Genomic DNA, 17,653 nt, shown 5'->3' on the forward strand with positions numbered 1-17,653 from the left:
GGCCGGCCTTTGCCCGCCGGGGTGGGGCGGGCCGCCCGGGCTCGCCCCGCCGCCTGTCCCATGGAGGCCCTGATGACTCAGCTCAGGTACCCGGCTGTCGGACTGGTGCTGGTGAGCGTCGTGCTAACCGGATGCTCCAACGCCGCACCCCCGCCGCCTCCGGCACCATCCTCGGCCGCCGCGACCTCGTCTCCCTGGATCCCCACCCCGGAACACGAGATCGCCCCGAAGGCGTTGGCGGTCTACCGCCAGTACTGGGAACTGAGCGAGCAAGCAGAAGCGGCTCCCCGGTCCCAGGACTGGCGTCCGGCGCTGACCCGGCTCATGGCAGACCCCGCCCTCACGTCGTTCGTCGACGAGCTGGCGAACTTGGCTTCGGTGCCTGCTCATTCGGTCGGGCAGTATCACCGGGCTCCCTCGGTGCGCTCGGTCAGCGTGGCCGAGCCGGCTCGCGTCGTGATCGACGACTGCCTGGACGCCTCCGAGGAACACCTGGTCAGCGATCGGGTAGGGGAGACGGGCAAACACCTCGACAATCCACGGCAGCCTCGGCGTTATCGGTTGGAAGCCGAGGTGGTCCGGTATCCGGCGCCGTACCGGTGGTTGGTGCAGATCGTGCGACCGCATGTGGACCAGCCATGCTGAGCCGCGCTGACGCCGCAATCGGCGTGATTCTGCTGCTGATCCTCCTTCCGACGCCGGCCGACGGGCAAGAGGGCGGGTGTACTTCGACCGGTACCCGCGGACGCTGCTGGGTCGCCGCGACCGACCCTGGCCGTCCAGGAGGTCCTGCTCCCGCGCCAAGCCCTCCACCACCCGGCACCGGAGGGCAAACGCCGCAGCCGAAGTTCACGTGCGTCGAGCGACCGTGGGCTCAGCAGCCGCCTCCGGGAGACCCGATGTGGGGCGGGCACGACCCGCACGAGGGGTCGTTGAAGTTCCAGATGTGCCAAGGCGACGGTGCGGCGCTGCCCTGGCCGCGGGTCGTGTTCGCCCCCAACGGTCAGCCCGCCGCCGCTCCGCAGGTTTCGCCGGCGGAACTGGCCCAGCAGGCGATCGCCGAACTGGGACTCGAGGCTCCTGATATCCGGCTCGCGCCGCCGGGGGATTCGCCGCACGGCGCGACCGTCGGCTTCCCCGTCTGGATGTGGACGGCCCGTCGCCCGGCGACGACCGGTCCGATCTCGAAGACGGCATCCGCCGGCGGGATCTCGGTGACCGTGACCGCCGCACTCGAGTCGGTTACGTGGGCGATGGGCGACGGCGCGGTAGTCACCTGCGCAGGCCCGGGCACGCCGTTCGCCGACGACCAGGCTGGCCGACCGTCTCCGACCTGCGGACACGTCTACTCGCGATCGTCCTCGCCGGGGTTCTCTATCTCCGCGACCGGGCACTGGCGGATCCGCTGGTCCGGGGCAGGGCAGGGAGGGACCGACTCGATGGACCTCACGTCCCGGGCACAGCTGGCCGTCCGGGAGATCCGCACTCTCAACACCCACGTCCGGGGAGGCTGAGATGACCGTCAAGTCCGTGCCGGACCGTCCGGCACCACCGGCCCCGACGCCTCTGCACCCGCCGCGGCGACACCGGTCGAAGCTGCTGATCCTCGTCGGCGTGGTGCTCTCGGCGGTGTGCGCCGTCGGAACCGTCGCAGTCTTCCGATCGACCAGCGACACGATCGCGGCAGTCGGCGTCGCCGCGCCGGTTCGCTTCGGCGAGGCGGTGACCGAGGCTGCCTTGCGAGAGGTCGAGGTCCACCCGACCCCGGGGCTCGATCCGATTCCGTGGGACGAACGCGCGCAGATCGTCGGCAAACCCGCGACCTCGGATCTCGTTGTCGGCAACCTGGTGACGCGAAGCCAAGTCGAAGGTCCGTCGCTTCCCGTCGTCGGGCAGCAGCTCGTCGGTGTCCCGTTCAAGGCCGGGCAGATGCCAGGAGGCGCACCGACCACCCGGTCACCGGTCCTGCTGGTCTCCGCCGAGGCCGACGACTGGCAGCCCGTCCGCGCGAGCGTGCTGCGAGTCGGTACGCCTGACGCCAGCGGAATCCGCGTGGTCGACGTCGTCGTGCCCGCTGCGGACGGGCCTCGCCTCGCGGCCAAAGCCGCCGCCAGCGCTGTGGTGCTGATCATGCTTCCGATGGGAGCTGGGTGACATGCTGATCTCGTTTTTCTCGTTGGCCGGAAGCCCCGGCGTCACCACAGCGGTGCTGGCCCTCACCTGGTCGTGGCCGCACGATGCCGTCGCCGTCGAGGCAGATCCCATCGGTGGACACGCCCTGGCGGTGTTCGACCCGGACGGCGCGCTCGGCCGTCGCGGACTCCTCGAGTTGACGGTGGCCGCCCGCAAGACTCCGCTGCACCACGCCATGTCGGCGCAGCTTGTCACCTTGCCGGACGGAACCGGCCGCCACCATCTGCTGCCAGGATGCCGCGGCCCGCTGGAATCCGACGGAGTTCCCTGGACCTCGCTCGCGGGGCTGTTCCGCGAGTTCAAGACAGTCGACGTCCTGGTCGATTGCGGTCGGATCCGGGCACAGGGCGCGCCGCGCGCGGTCATGGCCGCCTCGGACCTGGTCGTGTTGATTCTCCGGAACGACCGCCATTCGCTGGCCCGCGCGGTGCGCTCGTTCGAGCTCATCCAGCGCGAAGCCGGGCTCACCGCGTTCGGCGACGGCAGTCTCGTCGCGGTGGTCGTCCCTGCCGATCCCGGAGCGTCCCAGGGCTTTCCTCCTGCAGAGATCGCGAAAGTGTTCGCGGCGCACGGGGTGCCGTTGGCGGGAGTACTGGCGAAGGATCCTGCTGCGGCCGCGCAGTTCGCCAACCTGTTCCGCCCGACGCGGCGGTTCGCTTCCTCCGCGCTGGTGTCGTCGAGTCGCGCGGTCGCACAGGAACTGGGGAGGCGAGCGTCGACCCGGAAAGCCCTGTTGCGCTCCACTAACGTCGTACGGTTCCCGCCCCGCCCCGGACCTCCGTCGGTGCGCATGGCTCCGGTGCCTGCGGCGCGGCCGCTTCCGGTGCCGAGGCCGAATCACGGTGAGGAGCCAGACGATGCCGGGTGACGCGGAGATGTTCGAGGGTGCCGACGAACTGGTCGACCTGGTGCAGGAACGCTTGGCTCCACGCGTCCAGGACGCGTTGCGACACGGAAGCCACGCTCCCGCCGACGAGCGAGCGATCGCCGGAGACCTGCTCGACGCAGTACTGAGCGACGTCGGAAAAGAGTGGGTAGCACGCGGCAGGCCGCTCCCGGACCAGGACCAGGATTGGGCGATCCGGCAGGCCGTCATGGCGGAGATGTTCGGCCTCGGCCGTCTCGAACCCCTGCTTGCGGACGACGCGATCGAGAACATCGACGTGATCGGCAACGACGCCGCGTGGCTGTCCTACAGCGACGGCCGCGTTATGCGCGGACCGCGGATCGCGCCCACCGACGACGCGCTGATCCGCTGGCTGCAACGGATCGCCGCACGCCACGGCCGGACCGAGCACGCGATCAACGCGACACATCCGCTGCTGAACATGGAACTGCCCGGCGGCGAACGCCTTGCCGCGACCGTCGGCGTCACCGACCGGCCGCACGTCTCGATCCGCCGCCACCGGCTCGGCGCAGCCGACCTTGAGGCGCTGCGCGCCCGCGGGATGATCTCCACCGCCCAGTTGGCGTTGCTCCGCGCTGCAGTCCGTGCGGAGAAGAACATCGTGATCAGCGGACGACAGAAGGCCGGCAAGACGACGCTGTTGCGCGGCCTGTGCTGGGAGATCCCGCCGACCGAACGGTTCGCGACCCTGGAGACCGAGTTCGAACTCGGCCTGCACCGGCACCGCGACCGATTCCCGGCAGTGGTGGCCTTCGAAGAGCAACAAGGAAACGCCGAGCACGTCGAGAACGGTCGCCCAGCCGGTGGCGTCACGCTGATGCAACTCGTGTGGCAGGCCCTGCGCATGCACACAGCCCGGATCGTCGTGGGCGAAGTCCGCGGCAAAGAGATCGTCCCAATGCTCAACGCCCTGTCTTCAGGCGGTGCCGGATCTCTGTCCACTGTGCACGCTCGCAGCGCGGACCAGGCGATCCAGCGGATGGCGTTGTTGTGCCTGGACGCGAATTCCGCGTGGACGCCCGAGTTCGCGCGCGACATGGTTGCGCAGTCGGTGGACCTGATCGTCCACGTCGACCTCGCTGCCCATGGCGGCGCACTTGACCGGTCGGTGTCGGAGATCGTCGCGGTCGAACCGGGAGAGCACGGGCACCCGGCCCGCACCCACCTCTTCCGCCGGCCGACCGGAGCGTCCCGCGCGGTCCCGACCGGGAACCTCCCGACCGACATCGCTGATCTCGAAGCCTGCGGCTTCGACCGGAACTGGCTCACCGCCAACGGCGACGGCGACTGGGTTCTCCCGGTTGAAAGGCGGGCGTCATGAGCGAACTGCTCGTCGCACTCACGGGTCTCGGATTCGCCGCTGGGCTGGCCACGGTGTTAGCCGGTTTCCTCGGAACGACCACAGACCGCGCCGCGCGGCCGTGTCATCTGCACCGCCTGCGGTTCACCCGACGGCATCTGGCCGCCGTCGGCGCCGGGGGTGTGCTGTGGCTGGTCTCGGGATGGCCGGTCGTCGGCGTCGGCGGTGCCGCAGCCGTGATCTTCCTGCCCTGGCTCGTCTCGGCCGGTCGCGTGTCAGCCGCGAGGATCGCTCGACTCGAGGCGATCGAGACCTGGCTCCGCCGCCTCGCCGACCTGCTCGGCCCCGGCCACATCGGCCTGACCAGCGCGATCCAAGCATCCGTCCGCGAAGCACCGCCGGAGATCGCCTCCGAGGTACGCACCCTCGCGCAACGGTTGCGGTTCTGGGAGTTCCGTCCAGCCCTGCTGGGGTTCGCCGACGACCTCGACGACCGGGTCGGAGACATCGCCGTTGCAGGACTGTGCGTGGCACACCACTACGGAGCAGGCGCGGCCGAACTCCTCACCACCCTGGCACGCCAGGTATCCGACGAAGTCCGCGCGCGCCGCACCGCGGAGGTCGACCGGTCCCGGCGGCGCTCGACCGCGCGCGTCCTCCTCGGCATCTGGGCCCTGATGTTCCTCGGCTTCGCGCTGCTCGGCGGAACGACCTACACCGGCGTCTACAACACCGTCGGCGGCCAAGCGGTGCTTGCCGTCGTTCTGGGACTAGTAGCCGCGGCAGTCGTGTGGCTGCACCGGCTTGGCGTTGAACCGAAACCGCCACGGTTTCTGCGCGAGGGAGCACGGCCATGACCGATCTCGCACTCCTGATCCTCCTGTCCGTCGGTTTCGCGAGCGGCGTGACGACGGTAGCTGCGGCATTCGTCCGGACTCGACCGAGGCTGGCCGACGTCGTCGGCGACGCCGGCCCGAAGTCCGTGCCAGCGCGGTTCGCCTTGCTCTCTGCCCCTCTCAGCAACCTGGAGCTGGTGGGGCAGAAGCCGGAATCCTTTATCCTGCAACGGGTCGTGTACGCGGCGGTCGGTGCGCTCTGGGTTCCGCTGCTCGCCTCCGTTTTCGCGCTTGGCGACGTGGCCCCGCCCCTGGTCCTCACCGGCGCGCTGTCGCTGGCCACGGCCGCGATCGGCTGGATGCTCCCGGCCGCGAACCTCAAATCGAAGGTCGCGCGCGCACGGACCGAACTGCGCGGCGCGCTGGCGTGCTACTGCCGCCTCGTCGCACTCGGCAGGGCCGGCGACCGCGGCCCGGTCGAGGCACTCCGTTACCCCGCAAGCTTGGGCGACGGCTGGACCTTCCGCCGCATCCGCGACGCAATGGACGAGGCCGCCCTGCTCGGCGACATGCCCTGGGACGGCCTGCAACGACTCGGCGCCGCGACCGGCGTCCGCGAACTGAACGACCTGACCCACGTCGTCGCCAGCGCCGGTCACGACGGCGCGAGCATCGTCAGCTCGCTGCGCGCCAAGGCCGACTCCATCGAGCAGCAACTGTCAGCCGAACGCAAAACCGGCGCGGCGGTGCGTTCCGACCGGATGGACCTCCCGCTTGCCCTGCTCGGACTCGCTTTCGTCGTCTTCCTCGCCTTCCCCGGCGTCGCCACCATGCTCACCACCTAAGGAAGGAACCCGTCATGCCCCGCTTCGTCCTGACCTTTTGCCTGTTCGCGCACGGGCTGCTTTCCGCTCGGCTGAAGGAGTTCCGCCGCGACCCCGAACGCGGCGACGAGAACATCACCAAAGCGCTCTACGCCGCCCTCGCCGTCGGCATCGCCACGCTCATCGCCGGCGCGATCACCGCCTACGTCAACGGCAAGATCCCCCTTATCGGCGGACACTGACATGAACTGCATCGCACAACTGCGAACAGGGGAGCGGGGCGACGACACGATCACCGCAGTCCTGATCATCAGCACCCTGATCATCGCCGCCCTGACCGTGTTCCAGCTCGTTGCCGTTTTCCTCGGCCGCACGATCGCGCTGGAGGCCGCCCGGGACGGCGCCGACCATGCCCGCATCCCACCCGTCGACGTGACCGGAGCGGCTCAGCAGGCCGCCGCCTATGCCCGCGACGCCACCGGTACCTGGCTGTCGCATGTGGACGCCGACGGGCACTCGGACGGCAACCTCGTGCGGGTAACGGTCAACGCCGAGGTCGCATCCTTCGTGCCGTTCCTGAGCGTGCGGATCAGCCAGACCGCCGCCGCGCCGATCGAGCGGATCCAGCCATGACCACCCGGCTCGCCGAACTGCGCGCAGAGCGCGGCGACATGAACATCGAAGCCGTCATCGGCGTCTCCGCCCTTATCGCGCTCCTCGGTCTCGGACTGCTCGGCATGCGCGTCGAGACGGCTCAATCTGCGGTTGACGCCGCTGCACGGGCAGCCGCTCGTCAAGCGTCGCTGGCCCACGACGGCCGGACAGCAGCGGTCGCGGCCGAGCAACAGTCCCGCGCCGTACTCGCGGAGCAGTCCATCACCTGCACCCGCCTGACCGTCGACGTCGACGCCAGCGAGTTCGCACGCCCCGCAGGCAACAACGGCACCGTCACCGCGCGCGTCCGCTGCGACGTCCCGCTCGCCGACCTCCTCCCCGGACTGGCCGGAACCAGACCGATCGAGGCGGCTTTCCAGTCGCCGATCGACCGATACGGAGCCCGCCGATGAACCTGTTCCGCGACGAACGCGGCTCCATCTCCGTGCTGATCCTTGGACTCAGCCTCGCCCTGACCATCGCCATCGGCCTCGCCGTCGACGGCTCCCGAAAAGCACTCGCCGCATCACGGGCCACCGCCGTCGCCGAAGAAGCCGCCCGCGCCGGCGGCCAAGCCCTCGACCCGCACGCGCTCGCCACCGGAGGCGCCGCGCACGTCGACCCGGACGAAGCTGCGGCCGCAGCCAAACGGTATCTCACGGCAGCTGGCATGACGGGAACCGTGCAGGTCCGGACCGACCACATCGCCGTGGAGACAACCGACTCCCTCCGCACCGTTTTCCTCGGCGCTCTCGGGATCTCCGAAATCGTCGTCCACGGCCACGGTGCGGCCGGCCTGGTTTCCGCCGACTGACCACGAAGGAGTCGATCATGCGTTCCGTCACCAGCATCGTCCGGTTCCTCGGCGGACTGCTCGCCCTGGCCGCGATTCTCGCCGGGCCGCCGATCGTCTTCTGGACGTTCCGCGACGTCCTGCTCCCGAATCACATGCACACCTTCGCGGACGTGTGGGTCGCCCTCCTCACGCGCGACAGCGGCCAGGTCTTTCTGACCCTGCTGGCGTTCGCTGGCGTCGTTGCCTGGTTGCAGCTCGCTGCCGCGGTGCTCGTCGAAACGACCGGCCGCCTTCGCGGACTGCCGGTGCGTCGGCTAGCTGGGATCGGCTGGGCGCGGAAGCTTGTCGCCGGAGTATTGCTGCTGATGATCGGGACCGCCACTGTCGCTGCGGCCGCAGAGCCACCTGCCGCTTCGTCAGCGGCTCCCTACGTCGTGCGGCCCGGCGACAGCCTGATGCGCATCGCCGCCGAACAGCTCGGCGACGAACGCCGCTACACCGAGATCTACGCCCTCAACCATGCTCGCCGCCAACCGGACGGGGAAACCCTCCGCGACGTCGCATTGATCAAACCGGGATGGCGCCTCGACCTCCCTGCGAAGACGCTGGCCGGGGGATACCGCGTGCAGCGAGGCGAAACCCTGACCTCGATCGCCCGTGACCGGCTCGGCAACGCGGGCCGGTACCAAGAAATCCTGCGGCTCAACAAGAACGTGCACAATCCGGACTTGATCCGAGCGGGCGACACGCTGCAGTTGCCGACTGCGCCGCCCGCCGTCCCCGCACCGCGGCCACCACAACCAGAGCCCCCGGCACCGCCTCCCCCGGTGACCAGCCCTCTCCCGGAGCCCGCTGCGAAGCAGGAGAGCGGCGCACAGCCAGCCCCGCCATCCGGCCCGGCCGTCAACACGCCGCTCGTCATCGCGGGAGCCGCCGGACTGGCGGCGGCAGCTGTGCTGAGCGCAGTCGGTATCCGCCGGCTCCGCGCAGCCCGCAGGCGCGACCTGGGAGGAGCGGAGACGGACCCGATCGCCAGCCTGGACCGCGCTTTGCGCCAGCTCGCCCATCACGCCGAGAGCGAGGGGAGCAAGCTGCCGGGAATCCGGATGGTCCGGCTCGGTAGCAAGGACACGACCGTCGTTCTGGACGAGCCTGCGGAACCGATCGCGCCGTTCACCGCCACCGCGACCAGCACAGAATGGCGATTGGCCGATCCAGTCCCGCCGGGACATGTGGACAGAGACGCTCCATACCCGTTTCTGACCGGCCTCGGCCACGACCCGGACGGCAACCTGATCCTTCTGGGCCTCGACCACGTCGGTGCACTCCTGCTCGACGGAGAACCGGAGGAGATCGCGCAGGTCGCCGCTGCCATAGCCCTCGAAATCGCCAGCTCGCCCTGGGCGGAAGACGTCACCGCCGACCTCGTGGGTACCGGACACATCCTCGACGACACGGACGGCATCGAACACCATCAGACCGTCGACGAGCTCCTCGAGCATCTGGCCGACTCCACCGAGCGGTGTCCGCACGTCGTGATCGTGCCGAGTTCCGTCGCGCAGGACGACGCCGACCGCCTCGCCACGAGCGACGCTGCGGCCGACATCGTCGCCGTCGTCGCAGGCACCGGTCCGGACACGCACATCCCGGGCGCATGGGAACTCGACCTCCGCCAGCGCCCGACCCCGGTGGACCAACTCGACGTTCGCGTCGCACTGCAGCGCCTCCAGCAGGACGAGACACGAGACGTCGCCGAGACCGCCAGTCCCGTTCCAGCCGAGACTGTCCACCGCGTCGCGCGGGAGGAGCGAGACGAGCCCGAGACGCCTGCCGAGACCGGCCCCGAACCAGCAGTCCCGGAGCTGCGGCTTCTCGGCCCGGTCTCGCTGGGCGGCGTCGACTACAGCCGGGTCGAAGGCAAGAAAGTCAACCGCCTCACCGAACTGGCCGCTTTCCTGGCCCTCAACCCGGGCGTCCACGCCGACGAGATCTCGCAGCAACTGGGTGCTGCGACCCAGCCATGGTCGGCCGCCACCAGGCAGGGCTACATCTCTCGCCTGCGCACCTGGCTCGGCCATGACCCCGACGGCGGGCTGTACCTGCCGAATGTGGATGCCAAGAACGGCGGTTATCGCCTCGCCGACACCGTGCTCTGCGACTGGTTCCGATTCCAGCGCCTCGTCACGACCGCAACCGGCGATAAGCGGCTCGACCGACTGCAAGAAGCGCTCGACCTGGTCGAGGGCACGCCTTTGAGCAATGTTCCGCGAGGCCGTTACGAATGGGGTTCCTGGCACCAACGCGACATGATCGACCAGATCGTCGAGGTCGCCCACGCACTCGTGACCGCGTATTGCGACGCAGGTGACCTCCCGCTGGCTCGCCGAGCAGCCGCGCGGGGACTCCGCGCTGAACCCGCAAGCGAAATCCTGAGTCGGGATCTGCTTCACGTCGAGCACGCCAGCGGAAATCGCTCGGCGGTGAGCGCAGTAGCCGGAAGATTGCAGGAGAGCGCTGAGGTGCTCGGCGTGCCGTTGGAAACAGACACGACGGAGCTGCTGCGCACGGTTTTGGGCGGGCACCGTTAGCGAACTGTCTCTTGCAGCCGACACCGGTGCAGGTTCGGTTTGCTGTCGGCGTCATCGCAGGGTATCAGATTATGTCGGATTATCCGTGTCTGATTTACCGGCAGACGCGGAGGCGGGAATGAATAGTAAAAAACAATTCTCAGAGACATTGAGCGCGGGAATCTCGGCTATTCCTGATGCTTCAGTGGACTGCTGTCTTGTTCGGTTGCCCGCTTCGTCAGTGCACGCGCGTCAGGTGCGGGCCCTCGCGGGAGAACTAGGTCGGCTCTTGAAGCCCGAGGGGTCCGCGTGGCTCACCGTCGATGACAGCCGCACTTCGCGTGGTCTTGACGGGCTGCCGTGGCGGGTCGCGTTCGTGCTCCAGAATGACGGCTGGATTCTTCGCAACGCTGTCGTCGTCGGCATCGAGGACGGCAAGTGCGAAACTGTACTGTTCTTCGTGAAGCAAGCACGCTATTACTTCGATCTGTCGGCAGCTCGCTCAGCGCTGGGTCCAAGTCGCGGTGATGTTCTGCTGGCAGGACGAGCCGCGCTCGCGGACAGGGTTGTGCTTGCGGCATGCCCGGAAGGCGGGGTCGTCTTGGATTTGACGGACGGGCCGGAGGCAAGGGCGGCCGCAGATCGCTGGGGGCGCACGCTTGTCCGCGTGCAACAGGCCGAGGCGGCGGCGTGATGTTGGTTCACGACGACGGGCAAGTAGCTCTTTACTGCGAGGACGCGGTTGTGGCATTGCGATGCCTGCCGGCCGGGTCGGTGGACTGTGTGGTGACATCGCCACCGTACTGGGGTTTGCGGGACTATCGGATCGCCGGGCAGATCGGCGCCGAAGCCAGGGTGAGCGACTATGTCGAGCGGCTTGCGGGCGTGTTCGAGGAATTGGCGGTCGTGCTCGCACCGTCTGGCTTGGTGTGGCTCAACTTGGGGGACAGCTACGGCGGTTCCTGGGGCAACTATGTCGCTGCTGGTTCGGCGGCGCGTACCGCAGCGACGCGGTCACGGTCGCCGTACGGCTGTCATCGTCCGCCGCAGGCAGGGCGTCGAGCGAAGGATCTGGTCGGGGTTCCGTGGCGGGTCGGTCATGCGTTGCAAGATCGCGGCTGGGTCGTGCGGCGGGAGATCGTCTGGCACAAGCCGAACGCACGCCCGGAAAGCGTCCGGGACCGGTTCTCCCACCGGTACGAGACGATCTTCGCGTTGACCCGAGACCGTCGAGACCTGGGCGAGACCGGCGAGACCTACTTGGGCGAGACCGTCGATACCTGGGCGGGACAGGACCTCTGGACGGTCTCGGCAGGCCGCAGCGGAGTGGGGCATCCGGCCGTGGGGACGGTAGAGATCGCCCGTCGGTGCGTGCGGCTGGGGTGCCGGCCCGGAGGGACGGTGCTGGACCCGTTCTCGGGCAGCGGGACCACGGGTCTTGCTGCCCGAGAGCACCGGTGCCGTTTCATCGGCATCGACCTCGATCCCGGCAGCCATCGGGTGGCGTTGCGACGGCTCGGCCTCGACGGGGAACAGCCATGACTGTCGACGTGCCGGGGATGACTTTGGCTGAAGCCGCGGCCTTGCCGGCGGTGGTGGATTTGATGACGGCCGCGCGGGCGCTGCGGATCCGGCGGACGACTGCGTATGCGCTCGCCCGCACTGGCTCGTTCCCTTGCCCTGTTCTGCGGGTGGGCGGCATGTATCGAGTTCCGACGGCGGGGTTGCTGCGGCTGCTGGGCGTCGATCACCTGATGCGGTGATCTCGCTCCTGCTCGGGCTTCCCCGGGCGCGGGTCGCAGCGCGAGTATCGATGCCCGAGAAACGCCCTGGTGGGTGATGGCCAAGACGAGAGGGGAGCAGCAGTGCCTGTCGCGAAGGGATCGGTGTTCCGGCGTTGTTCGTGCCGGGACGCGAAGGGGAAGTCGTTCGGCGGCGAGTGCCCGAAGCTGCGGAACAAGCGGCACGGGCAGTGGTTCTTTCGTATCGAGCTGCCGCCTGATGCGGCGGGCAACCGGCGTCCGCGTCGGCGCGGAGGCTACGAGAGCGCGACGGACGCCGAGACCGGTCTCGGTCGTGTCCGGGACTTGCTCGCGATCGCGGAGGAGGACGACGAGGAGACGCTGCGCAAGATCGGCGACCTTGTCGCGACGGTGATCGCGCAGAAGCAGCCGCTGCCGGAGGTGGAGTCGGTGCGGAGGCTGGTGCGGGCGGCGGCGCCGGTGCTGGAGCATCCGTTCATGGACGAGGTGTTCGATGCGTTCCTGGCGCTGAAGAAGCGCACGGTGAGCCGGAACATGTACCGCTCGTACGAGTCGCATGTGCGGCTTTATCTTCGCCCGCATCTGGGGAAGGTCCGCCGGGACCGGCTGCGGGTGGGGCATCTGGACGCGATGTTCGAGGCGATCGTGGACCACAACGAGGTGATCGCGGAGTACCGCGCCAGCGGTGATCCGCGCAAGATCGCCGCGGTGAAGTGGCAGCGTCCGGTGGGGCCGTCGTCGCTGCACCGGATCCGGGAGTCGTTGCGGGCGATCTTGAGTCCTGCGGTGAAGGAGGGGTTGTTGCCGGTGAACGTGGCGAAGCTGGTGGAGTTGCCTCCGGCGGTGCGGCCGCGGCCGAAGCTGTGGACGCCGGAACGTGTCGCGCTGTGGCGGGAGACCGGGGTAGTCCCGTATCCGGTGATGGTGTGGACCGGCGAGCAGACCGGGGAGTTCCTCGATTCGGCGGTGAACCATCCGGTGTATCCGTTGTTCCATCTGATTGCCTACACCGGGCTGCGGCGGGGCGAGGCTTGCGGTCAGCGCCGTTCGGACACGTTCCTGGACGCGGCGAGCCTGGAGGTGGCGAACCAGATCGTGCAGTACGGGTGGGAAACGGGGCAGAGCAAGCCCAAGACCCCGTCGTCGGAGGGTGTTGTCGCGCTGGACCCGGACACGGTGCTGGTGCTGCGGGCGCACCTGGCCAGTCAGGACGAGGCGAAGGCAAGGCTCGGCAGCGACTGGGTCGAGAGCGACTTGCTCTTCACCTGCCCCGACGGCAGTCCGCTGCATCCCGCGGACGTCGCGGACGAGTTCGCTCGCCTGATCCGGGAAGCCGGTCTTCCGCCGATCACGTTGCACGGGCTGCGGCACGGCGCGGCGACGCTGGCGCTGGGGGCGGGGGTGGACATGAAGGTGATCCAGCACATGCTCCGCCACTCCTCGATCAAGGTGACGATGGACCTCTACACCAACGTCGCCCAGGAAGTCGCCGCCGACGCCGCCCGCAAACTCGCCGGAGCCATCCCTCGGAAGACGGCGCTGCACCCGGCCCGTGCTCTCGGGCTCCCCTCGGGCTCGCAGGAGACCACAATGGACAGACAGCAACCGGAAGAAGCGGTTCCAGACAGCACAAATCCCCAGGTCGAAAACTTCTCGAACCTGGGGAGTGAGGGTGCGCCATCAGGGACTCGAACCCCGAACCCGCTGGTTAAGAGCCAGCTGCTCTGCCAATTGAGCTAATGGCGCTTGGTGCTGCCCGCCGCTGTGGTTTCCCTCGGCGACGTGGAAAAGATTAGCAGGGCGTTCAGGCCCCGTTTCAGGGGGGTCCCCTTTCCGCTCCGCCTGGACAACAGCCCAGGTCAGCGGTGGTGACCCGCCGTGAACCCGGCCAGCCTCGGCGGAGACAGCCGTGGCTAGGGCAGGCTGGAGACCGCAGTGACTCGCGCGACACCAGCACCGACAACAGTACCCCGGAAATGACAAAACCCCGGCTTTGCCGAAAAAGATCTCGGTGAAGCCGGGGTGTACGGGTGGCTAACGGGGCTCGAACCCGCGACCTCCTGGACCACAACCAGGTGCTCTACCAGCTGAGCTATAGCCACCATCTGGCAAAAAGATCTCGCGATCACCTTGCTGGAAGCAATCCTAGCGGGTGCCCGCGAGCGATTTTCAGGGGGTCACCCTCGGTGGCGTTCCAGCACTTCGGCGGCCGCGGCCTTGGCCTCTTCGCTCGTCGGGCCGGGCTGGGGGACGAAGGCGATCGCGCGGTAGTACTCGAGTTCGCCGACGGACTCCTTGATGTCCGCGAGCGCGCGGTGGGCCAGGCCTTTCTCCGGCTTGGCGTAGTAGATCCGCGGGTACCAGCGGCGCACGAGCTCCTTGATCGACGACACGTCGACCATCCGGTAGTGCAGGTGGTTGTCCAGCTCCGGCATGTCGCGGGCGATGAAGGCGCGGTCGGTGGCGATCGAGTTGCCGGCGAGCGGCGCGCTGGCCGGGTCCGGGACCCATTCGCGGATGTACTCCAGCACGCGCTGCTCGGCCTCGGCGAGCGTGGTCGTCGAGGCGCGGACTTCTTCGGTGAGGCCGGACTTGGCGTGCATGTCATGGACGACCTGCGGCATGCCGTCGAGCTTGGCGTCGTCGGCGTGGATGACGATGTCGACGCCCTCGCCCAGCACGTTCAGGTCGGCGTCGGTCACCAGCGCGGCTATTTCGATCAACGCGTCCTTGCCGAGGTCCAGCCCCGTCATCTCGCAGTCGATCCAGACAAGATGGTCGTTCACCCGCACCACCCTAACCCGACACGGGGACATCAGCGGCGTCACCTGCGCTTCCGGCGCGTTACGCTCGGTCAGCCAGTGCAACGAGGTGTGATTTCGGACTCGGAACGGGGTGCGGCCAGTGGCCGAGCAAGCGTCGGGACCAGCGGCGGAGATCGCGCGGGGGTACGTGAGCGACGGGCCGGCCGTCGAACTGGGCGCGGTCGTGATCGACGGGAAGACGGAAGCGTCGGCCGCGGTCCGGCTGCCGCTGGCGACGTTGAACCGGCACGGCCTGGTCGCGGGCGCGACCGGCACCGGCAAGACCAAGACGCTCCAGCTCATCTCCGAACAGCTGTCCGCGGCCGGGGTTCCGGTGGTGCTGGCCGACGTCAAGGGCGACCTGTCCGGCTTGTCCGCACCCGGCGAAGCGAACGACCGCACCGCGAAACGGTCCGCGGAACTGGGCGACGACTGGGCGCCGGCGGCGGGTCCCGTGCAGTTCCTGTCGCTCGGCACCAGCGGCACCGGGATCCCGGTGCGCGCGACGATCACCAGCTTCGGGCCGGTGCTGCTGTCGAAGGTGCTGGGGCTCAACGAGACGCAGGAATCGACGCTCGGCCTCATCTTCCACTGGGCTGACCAGCGCGGACTCGCCTTGCTGGACACCAAGGACCTGCGGTCGGTCATCACGCATCTGACCAGCGACGAGGGCAAGGAAGACCTCAAGGGCATCGGCGGGGTGTCCGCGGCGACGGCGGGCGTGATCCTGCGCGCGTTGTCCAATCTCGAGGCCCAGGGCGGCGAAGAGTTCTTCGGCGAGCCTGAGCTGGACGTCCACGACCTGATGCGCCAGCAGGACGGCAAGGGCGTCATCACCCTGCTGGAACTGGACAATCTGCAGTCCAAACCGGCGCTGTTCTCGACGTTCCTGATGTGGCTGCTGGCCGAGCTGTTCGAGGAGCTGCCCGAGGAGGGCGACCTCGACCAGCCGAAGCTGGTGTTCTTCTTCGACGAGGCGCACCTCCTGTTCTCCGACGCTTCGAAGGCGTTCCTCGAGCGGATCGAGCAGACTGTGAAGCTCATTCGGTCAAAGGGCGTTGGCGTGTTCTTCTGCACCCAGCTGCCGCACCACGTTGGTCAACTAACAACTACACTGTTAGGGCGTCTACCAGCGAGGATACGGACTCATGAGCGCATCAACACCCCGGAAGCGGCGGCGGCTTAAGAAGCAACTCAGCGAACGTCCGCAGGTCATCCCGTTCACCCCGGACGGCGACGCGGCGGTGTGCTACGCCCGTCAGTCGCACTTCACAGACGAAAGCATGTCCAGTGAGGTTCAGGTCAGGGACACGCACAGGTGGACCAGTGCTTATGACATTCCCGTGGTCGCAACTGTGGAGGACTTGCATGTCTCCGGCGACCTGGAACCCCACAAACGGAACGGGCTCAAAGTCTGGTTGTCGGATGCACCGCCGAAGCCTTGGAAAACGCTGGTTGTGTCCAAGCTGGACCGCCTAGTCCGAAATGTAATGGACGCGCTGAACCTGCTGGAATGGCTGAGGGCGCGCGGGAAGCGGCTGATCTGTATTGCCGAGGGCATCGACTCAAGCAACTCGATGTCTGAGTTCATGATCACTCTGATTGCCGCGTTTGCTCGCATGGAGCGGGAACGGATGAAGGAACGATTCCTCTCGGCGAGGGCAATTCTCCGGGAGGCGGGCCGCTGGGGTGGTGAAGGGCATATCTACGGCACCATGCCGGTGCAGCTTCCCGGCGGCGGTTGGATTCTTGGGCTAGATCCGTATGCTGTCGGCATTCTTCATAAACTCTCAAAGTTGGCCCGTGAAGGGTGGGGCCTTACTGATATGCGCGGATGGCTGAGCGAGAAGAAAATCGTGACGCCGCGAGACAGGCAACTTCAATTAGCGGCCGAGCGGCACGGGAAGGACCCAGACGCGGTTGAGCTAAAAGGCTATGAGTGGAGCCATCAAACTATTTCGCGACTGTTGCAAGATCCGGAATTAGTTGAACTCGGTATCTTTGAGCCTGCCGAACAATCAGAGATTGTAGCTCGGCTGGCGGAAAAGTCGAGGCGGAAGACTCGCGGCAGCAACCAGCCGCACGCATTCTCGGGCATACTGGTATGCCCGGAATGCTCTGAGAATCTCTGGCATCGCACTAACATTGTGAAGAGGAAGCGCAAAGACGAATCCTCGATCGTGTATGAGTACCAGTACTGGCAATGTCCTGGGCGCAAACACGGACCCGCCATGGCGGCGGAAGAGGTGGAAGACCTCGCAACGCGAGCTTTTTACAAGATTTTTGCAATGGTGCCCGTCCGTGAGCGGATTATCTTGCCGCCGACTAATCATGCCAACCAGATAGCCAAGCTGGAGCGCGAGTACGGAAAGTTGATGTCCGAGGTTGCGCGCGCCAAGTCGCAGGAAGACCGCCGCCGAATCATGGACGACGGGGAGAAGATACTGTCTGACATCGACACGCTCCGATCACTTCCCATTGACCCCGGCGGTGTGCAATGGGTGCCGACTGACCGGACATGGCAGCAGGAACTAGAAGGAATGCAGCCGCAAGAACGTCGCCTCAGGTGGCTTGAACTGGGGTTCCGGTTCGCGGTGCGGAAACGGGTGGACGGCAGCTGGTCCGCTCGCTGGGTACTGCCGGATGGCTGGCGGGAAGCAATGCCGGAAGTGGCCGAATGGTACGACAAGACAGACGGTGCGGCTGGAACCATAGACATGACAGACCTGATCAATGGATCAAAAACGTAAGCCAAGCAAGCGGCTATTCGTATAGACGGGAGCCCTTCCGCTGTCCAGAGGAAGGGCTCCCGTCTATGGTCATCTCCTCAGCAAGGCGCAAACTTCGCTGATCCTGGTATCCAACTCCTCAATATCTCGCCCCTCAACGGCCACCCATATCTCTCCGTCCGGCCCGGCGGTAAGTGTGGCCGCAACCCCGCTGTCCTCGGCCCGGGGCGTCTTTCCTTGGGCGGTGCACGACCGGGGCCGAGCGGAGTTCGGACGGTTC

Annotated in this window: 17 protein-coding genes, 2 tRNA genes and 2 pseudogenes; 18 read left to right on the forward strand and 3 right to left on the reverse strand. The window is 67.5% G+C overall.

The features are described from left to right. The first annotated feature begins 72 nt into the window (after positions 1-72). From H5411_RS48090 to H5411_RS49450, 16 genes and pseudogenes are all read left to right on the forward strand, one after another. A complete protein-coding gene (locus H5411_RS48090) occupies positions 73-645 on the forward strand; it encodes a hypothetical protein (protein ID WP_246370013.1) in 573 nt (190 codons plus the stop codon). A 254-nt stretch (positions 646-899) separates the two neighbouring features. Next, positions 900-1,514, forward strand: coding sequence for a hypothetical protein (locus tag H5411_RS38980; protein WP_246370016.1), 615 nt, complete (start codon positions 900-902; stop codon positions 1,512-1,514). 1 nt (position 1,515) lies between these two features. Next, positions 1,516-2,154: a flagellar biosynthesis protein FlgA gene (locus tag H5411_RS38985; protein WP_183126664.1), complete on the forward strand. Its 639-nt coding sequence runs from the start codon at positions 1,516-1,518 to the stop codon at positions 2,152-2,154. 1 nt (position 2,155) lies between these two features. Next, positions 2,156-3,061 carry a hypothetical protein gene (locus H5411_RS38990; RefSeq protein ID WP_183126665.1) on the forward strand — a complete coding sequence of 302 codons (906 nt, stop codon included), beginning with the start codon at positions 2,156-2,158 and terminating at the stop codon, positions 3,059-3,061. Then, complete coding sequence (locus tag H5411_RS38995) at positions 3,051-4,421, forward strand: CpaF family protein (RefSeq protein WP_183126666.1); 1,371 nt, start codon at positions 3,051-3,053, stop codon at positions 4,419-4,421. Before H5411_RS38990 ends, H5411_RS38995 begins: the two co-directional genes overlap by 11 nt. Next, the gene (locus tag H5411_RS39000; protein ID WP_183126667.1) at positions 4,418-5,257 is read left to right on the forward strand and encodes a type II secretion system F family protein; all 840 of its coding nucleotides are present in this window, start codon (positions 4,418-4,420) and stop codon (positions 5,255-5,257) included. The genes H5411_RS38995 and H5411_RS39000 overlap by 4 nt, the downstream gene beginning before the upstream one ends. Continuing rightward, positions 5,254-6,081 carry a type II secretion system F family protein gene (locus H5411_RS39005; RefSeq protein ID WP_183126668.1) on the forward strand — a complete coding sequence of 276 codons (828 nt, stop codon included), beginning with the start codon at positions 5,254-5,256 and terminating at the stop codon, positions 6,079-6,081. The genes H5411_RS39000 and H5411_RS39005 overlap by 4 nt, the downstream gene beginning before the upstream one ends. 14 nt (positions 6,082-6,095) lie before the next feature. Further along, on the forward strand, positions 6,096-6,302 hold the full coding sequence (locus H5411_RS39010) for a hypothetical protein (protein ID WP_183126669.1): 207 nt from the start codon (positions 6,096-6,098) through the stop codon (positions 6,300-6,302). A gap of 1 nt (position 6,303) precedes the next feature. Beyond that, a complete protein-coding gene (locus H5411_RS39015; protein ID WP_246370019.1) occupies positions 6,304-6,693 on the forward strand; it encodes a hypothetical protein in 390 nt (129 codons plus the stop codon). Next, entirely contained in the window at positions 6,690-7,127 is a 438-nt protein-coding gene (locus H5411_RS39020) for a hypothetical protein (protein ID WP_183126670.1), read from the forward strand. The genes H5411_RS39015 and H5411_RS39020 overlap by 4 nt, the downstream gene beginning before the upstream one ends. Further along, positions 7,124-7,528 (forward strand): pilus assembly protein TadG-related protein, encoded by a 405-nt coding sequence (locus H5411_RS39025; RefSeq protein ID WP_183126671.1) that lies wholly within the window; start codon positions 7,124-7,126, stop codon positions 7,526-7,528. Before H5411_RS39020 ends, H5411_RS39025 begins: the two co-directional genes overlap by 4 nt. 17 nt (positions 7,529-7,545) lie before the next feature. Further along, positions 7,546-10,098 carry a LysM peptidoglycan-binding domain-containing protein gene (locus H5411_RS39030; protein ID WP_183126672.1) on the forward strand — a complete coding sequence of 851 codons (2,553 nt, stop codon included), beginning with the start codon at positions 7,546-7,548 and terminating at the stop codon, positions 10,096-10,098. Between the two features lie 268 nt (positions 10,099-10,366). Beyond that, positions 10,367-10,771: a DNA methyltransferase gene (locus H5411_RS39035; protein ID WP_183126673.1), complete on the forward strand. Its 405-nt coding sequence runs from the start codon at positions 10,367-10,369 to the stop codon at positions 10,769-10,771. Positions 10,772-10,863: 92 nt separating this feature from the next. After that, positions 10,864-11,619, forward strand: a complete 756-nt coding sequence (locus H5411_RS39040) for a DNA-methyltransferase (RefSeq protein ID WP_312878702.1) — start codon at positions 10,864-10,866, stop codon at positions 11,617-11,619. Then, the gene (locus tag H5411_RS39045) at positions 11,616-11,840 is read left to right on the forward strand and encodes a helix-turn-helix domain-containing protein (protein WP_183126675.1); all 225 of its coding nucleotides are present in this window, start codon (positions 11,616-11,618) and stop codon (positions 11,838-11,840) included. The genes H5411_RS39040 and H5411_RS39045 overlap by 4 nt, the downstream gene beginning before the upstream one ends. A 921-nt stretch (positions 11,841-12,761) precedes the next feature. Then, positions 12,762-13,262, forward strand: a pseudogene (locus tag H5411_RS49450) (site-specific integrase); the annotation flags it as partial. A 251-nt stretch (positions 13,263-13,513) separates the two neighbouring features. Here the strand turns inward: H5411_RS49450 and H5411_RS39055 are convergent. The 3 genes from H5411_RS39055 to orn all read right to left on the reverse strand — a co-directional run bounded on the left by H5411_RS39055 (position 13,514) and on the right by orn (position 14,626). Then, positions 13,514-13,586, reverse strand: a tRNA-Lys gene (locus H5411_RS39055). 283 nt (positions 13,587-13,869) lie between these two features. Then, positions 13,870-13,942 (reverse strand) — tRNA-His (locus H5411_RS39060). 75 nt (positions 13,943-14,017) lie between these two features. Further along, on the reverse strand, positions 14,018-14,626 hold the full coding sequence (orn, locus tag H5411_RS39065; RefSeq protein WP_101440639.1) for an oligoribonuclease: 609 nt from the start codon (positions 14,624-14,626) through the stop codon (positions 14,018-14,020). 118 nt (positions 14,627-14,744) lie between these two features. On the opposite strand from orn, the pseudogene H5411_RS39070 reads away from it, so the two are divergent. Together H5411_RS39070 and H5411_RS39075 are read left to right on the forward strand one after the other, a co-directional pair. Continuing rightward, positions 14,745-15,827: pseudogene (locus H5411_RS39070) on the forward strand (helicase HerA-like domain-containing protein); the annotation flags it as partial. Continuing rightward, positions 15,793-17,394 (forward strand): recombinase family protein, encoded by a 1,602-nt coding sequence (locus H5411_RS39075; RefSeq protein ID WP_183126676.1) that lies wholly within the window; start codon positions 15,793-15,795, stop codon positions 17,392-17,394. The pseudogene H5411_RS39070 and the gene H5411_RS39075, both read left to right, overlap by 35 nt. The last annotated feature ends 259 nt before the right edge of the window (positions 17,395-17,653 follow it).

The sequence above is a fragment of the Amycolatopsis echigonensis genome (assembly GCF_014174495.1).
Taxonomy (GTDB): domain Bacteria; phylum Actinomycetota; class Actinomycetes; order Mycobacteriales; family Pseudonocardiaceae; genus Amycolatopsis; species Amycolatopsis echigonensis.

What these genes read in the sequence shown, in the direction of transcription:
- H5411_RS39015 (WP_246370019.1), top strand. Translation starts at nt 6,304, where the DNA reads ATGAACTGCATCGCACAACTGCGAACAGGGGAGCGGGGCGACGACACG.
- H5411_RS38985 (WP_183126664.1), top strand. Translation starts at nt 1,516, where the DNA reads ATGACCGTCAAGTCCGTGCCGGACCGTCCGGCACCACCGGCCCCGACG.
- H5411_RS39030 (WP_183126672.1), top strand. Translation starts at nt 7,546, where the DNA reads ATGCGTTCCGTCACCAGCATCGTCCGGTTCCTCGGCGGACTGCTCGCC.
- H5411_RS39025 (WP_183126671.1), top strand. Translation starts at nt 7,124, where the DNA reads ATGAACCTGTTCCGCGACGAACGCGGCTCCATCTCCGTGCTGATCCTT.
- H5411_RS39045 (WP_183126675.1), top strand. Translation starts at nt 11,616, where the DNA reads ATGACTGTCGACGTGCCGGGGATGACTTTGGCTGAAGCCGCGGCCTTG.
- H5411_RS38995 (WP_183126666.1), top strand. Translation starts at nt 3,051, where the DNA reads ATGCCGGGTGACGCGGAGATGTTCGAGGGTGCCGACGAACTGGTCGAC.
- H5411_RS39075 (WP_183126676.1), top strand. Translation starts at nt 15,793, where the DNA reads ATGAGCGCATCAACACCCCGGAAGCGGCGGCGGCTTAAGAAGCAACTC.
- H5411_RS39020 (WP_183126670.1), top strand. Translation starts at nt 6,690, where the DNA reads ATGACCACCCGGCTCGCCGAACTGCGCGCAGAGCGCGGCGACATGAAC.
- H5411_RS39000 (WP_183126667.1), top strand. Translation starts at nt 4,418, where the DNA reads ATGAGCGAACTGCTCGTCGCACTCACGGGTCTCGGATTCGCCGCTGGG.
- H5411_RS48090 (WP_246370013.1), top strand. Translation starts at nt 73, where the DNA reads ATGACTCAGCTCAGGTACCCGGCTGTCGGACTGGTGCTGGTGAGCGTC.
- H5411_RS38980 (WP_246370016.1), top strand. Translation starts at nt 900, where the DNA reads ATGTGGGGCGGGCACGACCCGCACGAGGGGTCGTTGAAGTTCCAGATG.
- H5411_RS39005 (WP_183126668.1), top strand. Translation starts at nt 5,254, where the DNA reads ATGACCGATCTCGCACTCCTGATCCTCCTGTCCGTCGGTTTCGCGAGC.
- H5411_RS39010 (WP_183126669.1), top strand. Translation starts at nt 6,096, where the DNA reads ATGCCCCGCTTCGTCCTGACCTTTTGCCTGTTCGCGCACGGGCTGCTT.
- H5411_RS38990 (WP_183126665.1), top strand. Translation starts at nt 2,156, where the DNA reads ATGCTGATCTCGTTTTTCTCGTTGGCCGGAAGCCCCGGCGTCACCACA.